This is a genomic window from Streptomyces sp. NPDC029014 (assembly GCF_055564695.1).
This window is the reverse complement of the sequence record NZ_JBVHVT010000028.1, coordinates 84,245-95,860: the sequence shown is the minus strand read 5'-3', so window position 1 is coordinate 95,860 and position 11,616 is coordinate 84,245. Positions and strand designations below refer to the sequence as shown.

The 11,616-nt window shown below is 71.4% G+C and carries 10 protein-coding genes and 1 tRNA gene; 10 read left to right on the top strand and 1 reads right to left on the bottom strand.

Annotated elements, in window-relative coordinates:
• Window positions 1-115: 115 nt before the first annotated feature.
• Window positions 116-577: a GatB/YqeY domain-containing protein gene (locus ACZ4VL_RS17670; RefSeq protein WP_468200498.1), complete on the bottom strand. Its 462-nt coding sequence runs from the start codon at window positions 575-577 to the stop codon at window positions 116-118.
• 68 nt (window positions 578-645) lie between these two features.
• On the opposite strand from ACZ4VL_RS17670, the gene ACZ4VL_RS17665 reads away from it, so the two are divergent.
• The 10 genes from ACZ4VL_RS17665 to ACZ4VL_RS17620 all read left to right on the top strand — a co-directional run bounded on the left by ACZ4VL_RS17665 (window position 646) and on the right by ACZ4VL_RS17620 (window position 11,616).
• A complete protein-coding gene (locus ACZ4VL_RS17665; RefSeq protein WP_468200496.1) occupies window positions 646-1,584 on the top strand; it encodes a metallophosphoesterase in 939 nt (312 codons plus the stop codon).
• A 102-nt stretch (window positions 1,585-1,686) separates the two neighbouring features.
• Window positions 1,687-1,760: transfer RNA gene (locus ACZ4VL_RS17660), tRNA-Pro, on the top strand.
• A gap of 500 nt (window positions 1,761-2,260) precedes the next feature.
• Window positions 2,261-3,460 carry a hypothetical protein gene (locus ACZ4VL_RS17655; RefSeq protein ID WP_468200494.1) on the top strand — a complete coding sequence of 400 codons (1,200 nt, stop codon included), beginning with the start codon at window positions 2,261-2,263 and terminating at the stop codon, window positions 3,458-3,460.
• Between the two features lie 94 nt (window positions 3,461-3,554).
• On the top strand, window positions 3,555-4,340 hold the full coding sequence (locus tag ACZ4VL_RS17650) for an aminotransferase class IV (protein ID WP_468200492.1): 786 nt from the start codon (window positions 3,555-3,557) through the stop codon (window positions 4,338-4,340).
• Window positions 4,341-4,593: 253 nt separating this feature from the next.
• Complete coding sequence (gene asnB, locus ACZ4VL_RS17645) at window positions 4,594-6,810, top strand: asparagine synthase (glutamine-hydrolyzing) (protein WP_468200490.1); 2,217 nt, start codon at window positions 4,594-4,596, stop codon at window positions 6,808-6,810.
• Between the two features lie 85 nt (window positions 6,811-6,895).
• Window positions 6,896-7,594 carry a class I SAM-dependent methyltransferase gene (locus tag ACZ4VL_RS17640; protein ID WP_468200488.1) on the top strand — a complete coding sequence of 233 codons (699 nt, stop codon included), beginning with the start codon at window positions 6,896-6,898 and terminating at the stop codon, window positions 7,592-7,594.
• On the top strand, window positions 7,594-8,448 hold the full coding sequence (locus ACZ4VL_RS17635; protein WP_468200486.1) for an isocitrate lyase/phosphoenolpyruvate mutase family protein: 855 nt from the start codon (window positions 7,594-7,596) through the stop codon (window positions 8,446-8,448). The genes ACZ4VL_RS17640 and ACZ4VL_RS17635 overlap by 1 nt, the downstream gene beginning before the upstream one ends.
• Window positions 8,445-9,557, top strand: a complete 1,113-nt coding sequence (aepY, locus tag ACZ4VL_RS17630) for a phosphonopyruvate decarboxylase (protein WP_468200485.1) — start codon at window positions 8,445-8,447, stop codon at window positions 9,555-9,557. Before ACZ4VL_RS17635 ends, aepY begins: the two co-directional genes overlap by 4 nt.
• Window positions 9,554-10,294 carry a metallophosphoesterase gene (locus tag ACZ4VL_RS17625; RefSeq protein WP_385841377.1) on the top strand — a complete coding sequence of 247 codons (741 nt, stop codon included), beginning with the start codon at window positions 9,554-9,556 and terminating at the stop codon, window positions 10,292-10,294. The genes aepY and ACZ4VL_RS17625 overlap by 4 nt, the downstream gene beginning before the upstream one ends.
• Window positions 10,295-10,320: 26 nt before the next feature.
• Window positions 10,321-11,616: a biotin carboxylase N-terminal domain-containing protein gene (locus ACZ4VL_RS17620; protein WP_468200483.1), complete on the top strand. Its 1,296-nt coding sequence runs from the start codon at window positions 10,321-10,323 to the stop codon at window positions 11,614-11,616.

Here is an 11,616-nt window from a genome sequence, read left to right as displayed (position 1 = left end):
CCCCCCCCCCCCCCCCCCCCCCCCCCCCCCCCCCCCCCCCCCCCCCCCCCCCCCCCCCCCCCCCCCCCCCCCCCCCCCCCCCCCCCCCCCCCCGTCGTTCCCTGCTGGTTCGCTGCTACTGGAGGTGCTTCTTGACGGCGGCGGCGACGCGCCCGCCCTCCGCCAGCCCGGCCACCTTCGGGGACACGAGCTTCATGACGGCGCCCATGGCCCGCGGCCCCTCGGCACCTGCGGCACGCGCCTCCTCGACGGCCTGCGCCACGATCGCGGCGAGCTCGTCGTCGCTCAGCTGCTTCGGCAGGTAGGTGTCGAGGAACTCGCCCTCCGCCGTCTCCCGCTCGGCCTGCTCCGCACGGCCGCCCTGGGCGAACGCCTCAGCGGCCTCGCGGCGCTTCTTCGCCTCCTTGGCGATCACCTTGAGGACCTCGTCATCGGAGAGGACGCGCGCCTCCTTGCCCGCCACCTCCTCCTTGGTGATCGCGGCGAGGGTCAGTCGCAGCGTGGAGGAGTGGAGCTCGTTGCGCTCCTTGATCGCGGTGGTGAGGTCGTCCTGCAGCTTGGCCTTGAGCGTGGTCATGCACATGAGTCTGCCAGGTGCGGGGGCGGTGGCGCCTTCCGGTTTTCCGGGTCTGAGACGATGGCCCCATGCGTGCGCGTTACGGAGTACCCCTGAAGGTCACCGCCGGAATCGCGGCGGTGGGGGCCGCCGGTGTGGCCTATGCCGCCGGCTTCGAGGCGCGGTCCTTCCGCCTGCGCCGGATCACGATTCCGGTTCTGCCCGCCGGAATGCGCCCCCTGCGCGTACTGCAGGTGTCGGACATCCACATGGTCAGCGGCCAGCGCAAGAAGCGCGCCTGGCTGCAGTCCCTGGCCGGGCTGCGTCCGGACTTCGTCGTGAACACCGGCGACAACCTCTCCGACACGGAGGGCGTGCCGGAGCTGCTCGACGCGCTCGGCCCGCTGATGTCGTTCCCGGGCGTGTACGTGTTCGGCTCGAACGACTACTACGGGCCGCGGCTGCGCAACCCCGGGCGGTACCTGATCGAGAAGCTCCAGGGCCGCCACGGGCTGAACGGCAACAAGCCGGTGGTCGGCGCCGTGCACAACCCGTGGGAGGGCATGCGGGACGCCTTCGACGCGGCAGGCTGGGTGAACCTCACCAACACGCGCGGCCGGCTGAAGCTGGACGGGCTGGAGCTGGCCTTCACCGGCCTCGACGACCCGCACATCAAGCGCGACCGCTACGAGCGGGTCGCCGGCGGTCCCGAGGCCGACGCCGACTTCTCGATGGCCGTGGTGCACGCCCCGTACCTGCGCAGCCTGGAAGCCTTCACCGCGGACGGCTACCCGCTGATCCTGGCGGGACACACGCACGGCGGGCAGCTGTGCGTCCCCTTCTACGGGGCCCTCGTCACCAACTGCGACCTGGACACCGACCGGGTCAAGGGGCTCTCCACCCACGAGACCGGCGGCCACCGCGCCTACCTGCACGTTTCCGCAGGCTGCGGCACCAACCGCTACACCCCGGTCCGGTTCGCCTGCCCCCCGGAGGCCACGCTGCTGACCCTCGCCCCGAAGGCCTAGCGGCCCCACGGGCCGCCCCGCGAAAACCGGATTTCGTCTCCGGGCCAGGGTCCGCTAAAGTAATCGATGTCGCCAGGGCGAAGGCCCGGAAACGGCGGCGATCGGGGTGTAGCGCAGCTTGGCAGCGCGCTTCGTTCGGGACGAAGAGGTCGTGGGTTCAAATCCCGCCACCCCGACAGAGTAAGACCAGGTGAGAGCCGGTGCAGAGCAATCTGCACCGGCTCTCTCTGCGTCTGGGTGACTAACTGAGTGACGCCCTGCCGGAAGGCGCGCCGGACGGCGGTGGAGCCAGCTCCGTCCACTGGTCACCTGCGGCGAGCCGGCCCCAGCCCTGGCTTCCGGCGCCGGGCGCGGGGGTGCCGTGGATCCGGCTGAGCGAGGCGCGCAGCACCTGCTTGAGCTTGTTCTTGGCCTCGGTCTTGGCCTTGCCCCTGCCCTTCTGCCACGACGCGCTTGCCTCTCGCGTCGAACCCCCGGCGTCACGGTGGCGATCGCACCGCTGCCGCGGCGCGTCCCAGGGGACACCGCCGTCTCCCCTTCAGGCGTCGTGAACTCAACCGGGACAACCACGTCGTCCTCCGTGGCCCGCTGCATGCACAGCCGAAGCGGCGGCCGCAGACGATGCCGCTGTCGCCTTCCGCCGGAAAAGCAACTTCCTCACCTCTATGGTGAAGACATGGCTCTGAACTCGCCCAAAGTTCTGGCAGGGCTTCGACTGCTCCTCCTGTGTGATTTTATCGCTTTCTCGGGGACCGCTTTAGTCGATGCCGTCAGATACTGGGATGCTCAAGCCGCCACTATCCTCCTACGATTCATTGTCGGGATTGTCAGCCTAATCGCCTGGCGTGACGTGGGCCGCCCTTGGCGCGGTCGGCCGAGGAAGCCATGGGAGTTCCCGAGTGTTGTCGCCAGCCAAGCATCTGCCCTTCCCTTGCTGTTCGTCCCGATCAGCATCGAGGTGAGCAGCCGCGTTCACGACCGCGTGGACATTGCGCTCTTCGGTATCACGTTGCTTCTGCTTGGCGGTGCGGTCGCGGTTCTCTTGGGTGCCGTCATGGAGCGTCCAGCCGGCACCATGAAGGGCGCATGGGTGGCAATCATCGCGCTCCTTCCGCTGGCTGGTGTGGTCCAGTTCTGGTACCTGACTTTTTACAAGCCGGTCCACGAGCTCCCGCAGGTGAACGTGGTCGCCAACCTCGACGAGGTGAGGCGATACGGGGGAGTCACCCACATGCGCGGAAGCGTCGACCTGGAAAATGCGGGCGAAGGTGAGCTGAACGTTCTCGGGGCCCTGTACACGGTCACAGGGCACGCGGTGGCGTCGCCGGATCACATGATGACGAATGGAGAGGTGACTTCCAGTCTCGGTATGCCCTGGCGCGTGACATCCGGGGATCTGAGTCCCTACAAGGGGTTGATCAAAATCGGCCGCCTGGTGAGGCCTGGCGGTCACCTGACTCCGGGGCAGAAGTTTTCGACATCGTTCGTTTTCGATGTGAAGAATGACGCCCAGGAGAAACTTCGACTGACCGTCCACCTTTCCGTTATCACTCGCATCGGCGGCGACCTGGGGCACTTCGAGCCCTGCGAATCGGATGTGACGGTCCCGAAAGCGTGCTTTCAAACCCGACTGCCTGCGCAGAGCTGGCTCCGTTCGGTGCTCGGTGACCGACCGATTGCGCGCACAGGAGTGTTCTTTCCCGTGAAGCCTCCTCTCGACCAGCCGTACCTGCAAACGAAATTCCAATACGCCGATCGCGAGGTAGCTGACGAGAAGGGGCTGCTCGGGGTCACGCAGCTGGGAAACATCGACCCTTTCATCGTGAGCCGGGGGGTGACGAGCAGTGTCGAATACAGGCTGGATCCACGACCGTGAGTGGTGCACACCCGTCTACGCCCCTGAGCGGCGTTCGCCCCCCTGTCGCGCCCCGACGCCCTCCCGATCCGCGGGGGGCTGGCATCTTGGGGGGATGGGTGAGCTGAACGGGGTGGCGGTCGGGGTTCGGGAGTTGCAGGCGTTGGCGCTGGTCAACTACGGGCACTTCACGACCATGCGGGTCGAGGACGGGCGGGTGAAGGGGCTCGCGCTGCATCTGGAGCGGCTGCGGCGGGACTGCCGGACGCTGTTCGGGGCCGAGCTCGACGGGGAGCGGGTGCGGGCACTGGCGCGGCGGATGGCGCCGGGGCGGGGGGCCGCCACGGTCCGGGTGACGGTCTTCGATCCGGGGCTCGACCTCGGGCGTCCCGTCGCCGCCGGTGATCCGCAGGTGCTGGTCACGGTCCGGGCGGCGGACGGGGCGCAGCCGCCTCCGCTGCGCGTGCGGTCGACGCGGTACGTGCGCGACGTCCCCGAGGTCAAGAGCGTCGGGCTCTTCGCCGGGCTGCACCACCGGCGGCAGGCGCAGCTGCACGGCTTCGACGACGCGCTGTTCGTCGACGCCGGGGAGGCCGTCTCCGAGGGGGCCACCTGGAACGTCGGCTTCGTCGCCGGCGGGCGGGTGGTCTGGCCGGACGCCGAGTGCCTCGACGGGGTGACCATGCAGCTGCTCAAGCAACTCCACCCGTACGGGAGCCGCAGGGTGCGGCCGGCGGACGTCGCGGGGTTCGAGGCCGCCTTCGCCACCAACGCGGCGATGGGGGTGCGGGCCGTCCGGGCCGTGGACGCGGTCGAGCTGCCCGGGTCCGGGGGCGGGGCTGCTTCCGTGGTCGGGGTGTTGCGGGACGCGTACGCCGCTCTGCCCGGCGATCCGCTCTAGGGCCCGGCCGTCCGAAACACCTGCGCGCCACCCGCGCGCCACCGTCACAACACCGCCTCCTCGGATGCTCTTCCACAGCAAATGACCACGAGCAATCCGACGGGAGGTGACAACGATGAAGGTTTACATCAAGCCGGAGGCCAAGAAGGTCGACCAGGGCACCATCGTCGCCGCTGTCCGCTAGTAGCGACCCGCATGCCACGCCTCCCGCTCCGGGGGGCGTGGCATGTCCGCTCCCACCTCAGGAAGCCACATGTGCGGTATTGCAGGATTCGCCCACACGGACGGAAGCGCCCTCGCCGGGTCCGCCGACGCGGTCCTCCGGGACATGGCCCACGCGCTGCGCCCCCGCGGCCCGGACGACATGCAGTTCCACCACACGGAGCAGGCGTGCATGTCCTTCACCCGGCTCGCGCTGATCGACCCCGAGGGCGGCCGCCAGCCGTTCATCAGCGAGGACGGCATGGTCATCCTCGCCGCGAACGGCGAGGTCTACAACTACCGCGAGCTCCGCAAGGGCTTCGAGGGGCGGGTGAAGTTCCGCAGCGACTCCGACTGCGAGGTGCTGCTGCACCTCTACCTGGAGAAGGGCCTCGACTTCCTCGACGACGTGCGCGGCATGTTCGGCATCGCCGTCATCGACCTGCGCGAGCAGCGGCTGCTGCTCGCCCGCGACCGGCTCGGCATCAAGCCGCTGTTCCTGCACCGCAGCGGCCCGACGGTCCTGTTCGGGTCCGAGATCAAGGCGCTCTTCGCGCACCCCGCCTGCCCGCGCGAGCTCGACTGGTCGCGGGCCCTCGCCGACCAGGGGCTCAGCTCCGCCCCGGTGATGACCGACGCGGAGCCGGTGACCTGGTTCAAGGACGTCGACCACGTCCCCTCGGGCGCGATCGTCACCATCGGCCTGCGCGACGGTGCGACCCGGGTGCACCGGTACTGGGAGCTGCCCGCCCCGGCCGAGGCCGGGAGCCTGCCCGAGAGCTTCTTCGTGCGGAGCATGGGCGACCTGCTCGCCTCCTCGGTGCGGGAGTGCCTGATCGCCGACGCCGAGATCGGCGTCTTCCTCAGCGGCGGCCTGGACTCCGCGGCCGTGACCGCGCTGGCGGCGCACACCGGGCTGCACACGTTCTCCGCGCTGACCGGCAGCACCGTCGTCAACCGGGACGCGCAGTACGCCCGGCAGACCGCGGACCTGCTCGGCCTGCCCAACCACCAGGTGGCGTTCGGCGCGGACCGCATCCCCTCGCCCGACGAGTGGCGGCTGCTGCTGTGGCTGATGGAGACGCCGCAGTGCGGACCGGAGCAGTTCTACAAGAGCGAGATGTACCGTTTCGCCCGCACCGAGCGGCCCGAGCTCAAGGCGGTCCTGCTGGGTTCCGGCGCGGACGAGTTCAGCGGCGGCTACAGCGTGGCGCTGTCCGGCGGCGGCGACTGGGAGGACTTCGAGGGCAACCTGCGGACCATGGCCCGCCGCAAGGCGCTGGGCTCGCAGTCCGCCGTGTCCGTGTGGTGGGAGGGCACCGACCTGCCGCTGCTCAGCGACGACGCGGTGGCGGCGTACGCGCCCGGGGCGGTGGACGACCCGTACGGCTCGTACCTGGCCTGGAAGTTCCGGGACATGCAGCAGTACAACTTCTGGGTCGAGGACCGCACGGCCTCCGGCAACGGCGTCGAGGCCCGCGTCCCCTTCCTGGACCACCGCATCATCGAACTGCTGGCGACGGTGCCCCGCGCGTACCGCAAGCGGCTGTTCTGGGACAAGCAGGTCATCCGCGAGGCGGTACGGGACATCCTGCCGGCCGAGGTGATCAGCCGGCCGAAGCTCGCCTTCTACGAGGGCGAGGGCGTCCGCCACACCCACCGCACCTTCACCCGGATGCTCGCGCAGAACGGGGACGAGCTCGTCGAGCAGGCCCTGTCCTCGCCGCGCGCCGCCCAGTACCTCGACCGCGGCAACGTCCACCGCGCCCTGCGCCGGCTGGAGCGCGACCAGAGCTCGGGGCACGTGGAGCTGCTGATGCGCGTGGTCAACCTGGGTCTGCTCGACCTGATGGCCCTGGACGTCCCGAAGAGCCGGACCCCGAACGGCCCGGCCCCGTACGAACTGCGGGTCACCGACTTCGAGGGCCCCGAGGTGCAGGAGCTGTTCCCGCAGGCCCGGATCGAGGAGACCTCGGTCTTCCGGCTGGCCGAGGGGGTGCTCGTCCTCGACGACGTGCAGGAGGCGAACGCCTCGTACGTCGTGGTCGACGGCAGCATCCGCTTCGTCATCGACCACCTGACGCACGCGGACTGGCTGCGGCTCCTGCGCGGGTTCGACGGCCGCCGGCCGCTGGCGCAGGCCCTCGCCGACGCGGGCTGCGAGCTGGACGCGATGCGCCCGCTCCTCGACGGCTCGCTGGAGGCGGGCCTGTTGGAGGCCGTCCCCGAGGCCGTCCCCGCCCCCGAACCCGCAGTGCACGCGCTCTGACCGCCCCGGAGCCGTGGTTCGCCCCCCATTGGAATCGGCATCCGGACGTGGATGTACGGAAGTGAACACGAGTGAGGTCAACCCGATGACAGCCCATCTCTACTGGGACGAGGTCTGGCGCACCGACAGCGGGCGCGCGGACTGGTCGCGGCCGCACCCGTGGGTCGTGGACGAGGCCGCCCGGCTGCAGGAGCTCGGTGCCAAGGACGTACTGGACCTCGGCTGCGGCGTCGGCCGGCACGCCCTGTACTTCGCGGAGGCGGGGTTCGCCACCTCCGGCACGGACGCCAGCGAGGCGGCCGTGCGGGCGGCCCGGGAGGAGGGCGACCGGCGCGGGGCCGAGCTCGCCCTCGACGTCGGCGACTTCACCGAACTCCCCTACGCGGACGACAGCTTCGACTACGTCCTCGCCTTCAACGTGGTCTACCACAACGACGAGGCCGGCCTGGCGAAGGTGCTCGACGAGGTCCGGCGCGTGCTGCGCCCGGGCGGCATCTACCAGTCCACGATGCTCTCCAAGCGCAACGGCGAGTACGGGCGCGGCGACGAGGTCAGCCCCAACACCTTCTGCCAGCCGGAGGCCACCGACGACAAGGTGCACCCGCACATGTACGTCGACGCGGCCGACCTGCTGCGGCTGCACGAGGGGTTCCGGCTGCTCAGCGCGACCGATGCGGAGCACGCCAGGCCCGGCTCGTTCCACTGGCACTGCGTCTTCGAGCTGCCCGGGCAGGACGTGGCCGGCACCCGCCACGGCCACTACGCGCAGAGGGCTGGTGCGTAGTGTCGAAAGCGGCGCGGCTGCGCGAGTTGCTGGAACGCAAGGAGATAGCGCGGATCGTCGGGTCGAGGGACGCGCTGACGGCCCTGCTCGTGGAGGAGGCCGGCTTCGACGGCCTGTGGGCGTCGAGCTTCGAGATCTCGGCGTCCCGGGCCCTGCCCGACCTCGGCCTGCTGACCATGTCGGAGCTGCTCGAAGCGTCCTCCCACGTGAACGCGGCGACCTCGCTGCCGCTGCTGGCCGACTGCGACACCGGCTTCGGCGGCAACATCAACGTCGTCCGCACGGTCGACATGTTCGAGGCCGCCGGCATCGCGGGGATCTGCCTCGAGGACAAGGTGTTCCCGAAGCGGAACAGCTTCCTCGGCGGCGGCCAGAACCTGGAGGACCCGGCCGAGTTCGCGGGCCGCATCGAGGCCGCCGTACGGGCGAGGTCCGGCAGCGACTTCACGGTCGTCGCCCGGGTCGAGGCGCTCATCGCCGGAGCCGGGCTCGACGAGGCCCTGCGGCGCGCCCACCTGTACGCGGACGCCGGCGCCGACGCGGTGCTGATCCACTCCAAGAAGGACGAGCCCGGCGAGATCCTGGACTTCCTGCGGGCCTGGCAGGGCCGCAGGCCCGTCGTCGTCGTGCCGACCACCTACCCGCACTGGGACCTCGCCGAGGCGGAGGAAGCCGGCGTGTCGATGGTCATCTACGCCAACCACGCGCTGCGCGCCTCGGTCTCCGCGATGCGCGGCGTGCTCAGCGAGATCCGGGTGGCGGGCGGCACCGGCGGCGTCGAGGACACGATCGCCCCGATGAAGGAACTCTTCGGCCTGACCCAGGTCAGCCGGTGGGAGGAGCGGAGCGCGTGATCAGCGCCGAATTCTTCTGCGCGGAACTCGACCGGCGCGGCTTCGGGTTCTTCAGCGGGGTGCCCTGCTCGTACCTGAAGGGCCCCTTCGCGCTGCTCGAACAGCGCGGCAGCTACGTGCCCGCACCCAATGAGGGCATCGCGCTGTCGATGGCCGCCGGCGCCGAGCTGGGCGGCACCAAGGCGGTCGTCCTGGCCCAGAACTCGGGCCTGGGCAACCTCCTCGACCCGCTGACCTCGCTCACCATGGCGTACGAGATCCCGCTGCTGCTCTTCGTGAGCCTGCGCGGCTGGCCGACCGCCGAGGACGACGAGCCGCACCACGCGGCCATGGGCGCCGGGACCATCGGCGTCCTGGAGGCGGTCGGGGTGGAGCACGGCATCCTCGACCCCACCGAGGAGAGCCTGGCCGGGCTCCTCGACCGGGCCGAGGCGGCCCGCCGCGACCGGCGGTCGTTCGTCGTCCTCGTCCCCGCGAAGACCGTCGGCACCTGCCAGGTGCCGGCCGGCGAGTCCGCGGCGCGGATGGACCGGCAGGAGGCGGTGGCCGCGATCGCCGCGCACCTGGACGGCGCGCTGGTCTACAGCACGACCGGCATGATCAGCCGCGAGCTGTTCGGCGTCCGCGACAGCGCCCGCCACTTCTACATGCAGGGCTCCATGGGCCACGCCATCGGCCTCGGCCTGGGCACCGCGCTCAACCGGCCCGACGAACGGGTCGTCGTCGTCGACGGCGACGGCGCCGTCGTGATGCACCTCGGCGGCCTCGCCCTCGTCGGCGAACGGCGCCCGGCGAACCTGACCCACTTCGTCCTCGACAACGGCTCGTACGACTCCACCGGCGGCCAGCGCACCCGGGACACGGCCCTGCGCTGGGACGAGCTGGCGCTCGCCGCCGGATACCGCACCGCGCACATCTGCCGCACCGCCAAGGAGGTCGACGCCCACCTGGCGGAGATCGCCGGGCGGCCCGGCCCGCACCTGGTGGCCCTGGAGATCGGCCGGGGCGGGGCCACCCCGCCGCGGGTAACGTCGGCGCACACCAACGCCGAGGTCCGGGCACGCTTCCAGGCCGCGGCGGCGAACGACGCGCGGAAGGAAGAGTCTTGACCGTCATCGCCCACGTCAGCGACCTGCACCTGGACCTCGGGGAGCGCGCCACCGAACGCGCCCGGAAGGTGCTCGGCTACCTGCGGGAGATCCCCGGCCCGGTGGACGCCGTGCTGGTCTCCGGCGACATCGCCGACCACGGCACGGACGAGGAGTACGCGCAGGCGCGCGAGCTCCTCGACCTGCCCTGGCCGGTCCTCGTCCTGCCCGGCAACCACGACCGGCGCGGGCCGTTCCGGGCCGGGCTGCTCGACGGCGAACCGGAGGACGACGAGCTGAACCAGGTCGTCCGCACGCCCGGGGCCGTGTTCGTGCTGTGCGACTCGACGATCCCCGGCAAGGACGAGGGCGTGCTCGCCGAGACCACCCTGGACTGGCTCGACCGGGCGCTGGCCGCCGAGGACGGCACCCTGCCGGTCCTCGTCTGCTTCCACCACCCGCCGGTCGACCTGCACACCCCGCACGTGGACCGGGTCCGGCAGTTCGGCGAGGACCGCCTCGCCGAGGTGCTGGGCCGCCACCCGCACGTCGTCGCCCTGCTCTGCGGGCACGCCCACGTCGCCGCGGCCACCACCTTCGCGGGGCTGCCGCTGCTCGTGGCGCCCGGGGTGGCCTCCACCGTTCCGCTGCCCCTGGAGGGCCGCCCCGTCGTGGACTTCGAGCTGGCGCCGGCGCTGGCGTTCCACGTACTCGACGGCGACCGGCGGCTCGTCACGCACTACCGGGCGCTGGGCTAGCCGTCCCCGGAGACTGAGAGAAGGCCATGAGAAGAGTCCTGATCGCCAACCGCGGTGCGATCGCGGCCCGGGCCGTCGACACCTTCCGCACGCTGGAATGGTCGCCGATCGCCGTCGCCGCCGTCTCGGACCCTCAGCGGCTCCACACCCTCGCCGCCGACGGTCACGAATGGCTCGACGGCACCGGGCTCGACGGGACGTACGACCACGTCGGCCGGATCGTCGCGGCGGCCCGGCGCTGCGGCGCCGACGCGGTGTACCCGGGCTACGGGGCGCTCGCGGAGGACCCCGCCCTGCCCGAGCGGCTGGCCGAGGCCGGCATCGCGTTCATCGGGCCGACGGCCGGGGTGCTGGCGGCGGCGCAGGACAAGGACCACGCCGTGGCCACGGCCGGCCGGCTGGGCCTGCCCGTGCTCCCGCACGCCACGGGACGCGAGGCGATCACCGGGCTGGTCGAGGAGATCGGGCTGCCCGTCATCCTCAAGCCGGTCACCGGCTGCGGGGGGCTCGGCGTGCGCATCGTGCACACCGAGGCCGACGCGGCCCGGGCCCTGGCCCTCATGGACGCCGACGACGGCGACGACGACGGCGACGACTGGTACGCCGAACGGTACGTGGACCGCGGCCACGTCGTCGGCGTCACCGTTGCCGTCGACGCCGCCGGCACCGTGCATCCGCTCGGTGAGCGCGAGAGCCTGCTGGTGGACGGCAGCATGAAGCTGCTGGAGGCCTCGCCCGTGCAGGGCGTGGCCCCCGGGCTGCTGGAGCGGATGCGCGCGGACGCGGCGAAGCTGGTCAGCGGGATGGGCCTGCGGGGCGTGGCCACCGTCGAGTTCATCGTCGGCGCCGGCAGCCACTGGTTCCTGGAGGTCAACGGCCGGCTGCCGCTGGCGTACCGGATGTGCGAGGCGCAGACCGGCCGGGACGTGATCGCGCTCCAGACGGAGCTGGCGCAGGGCGCCGTGCTCGCCCCGGGGGCCTTACGCGTCGACCGGGAGGTGCACTGCCTGGAGGCCCGGCTGTTCATCGAGCCGGGCCCGGACGGGCGGGGCGGCCTGATCACTTCGCTGACGCTGCCGCCCGAGCCGGGGGTGACGTACAACTGTGCCCTCGACACGGGCAGGCCGGTCGTGCTCGACAACATCGTCACGCAGGTCCTGGCCTGCGCGGACAGCAGGGAGGCGGCGGCCGGAGCGGTGCTCCGGGCCGTCGAGGGCAGTGGGATATCGGGGGTCGCGCACTGCGCGGAAGAGATAGCCGTGTGGCTGCGCGGCTCCGGGATCGTCCCGGAGCGTGCCGGCAGCCAGGCCTTGGGAGTCTGA

Bases quoted from the DNA above. Each gene is read 5' to 3' on its own strand.
- ACZ4VL_RS17670 (WP_468200498.1), bottom strand. From the start codon at position 577: ATGACCACGCTCAAGGCCAAGCTGCAGGACGACCTCACCACCGCGATC.
- ACZ4VL_RS17665 (WP_468200496.1), top strand. From the start codon at position 646: ATGCGTGCGCGTTACGGAGTACCCCTGAAGGTCACCGCCGGAATCGCG.
- ACZ4VL_RS17655 (WP_468200494.1), top strand. From the start codon at position 2,261: ATGGCTCTGAACTCGCCCAAAGTTCTGGCAGGGCTTCGACTGCTCCTC.
- ACZ4VL_RS17650 (WP_468200492.1), top strand. From the start codon at position 3,555: ATGGGTGAGCTGAACGGGGTGGCGGTCGGGGTTCGGGAGTTGCAGGCG.
- asnB (WP_468200490.1), top strand. From the start codon at position 4,594: ATGTGCGGTATTGCAGGATTCGCCCACACGGACGGAAGCGCCCTCGCC.
- ACZ4VL_RS17640 (WP_468200488.1), top strand. From the start codon at position 6,896: ATGACAGCCCATCTCTACTGGGACGAGGTCTGGCGCACCGACAGCGGG.
- ACZ4VL_RS17620 (WP_468200483.1), top strand. From the start codon at position 10,321: ATGAGAAGAGTCCTGATCGCCAACCGCGGTGCGATCGCGGCCCGGGCC.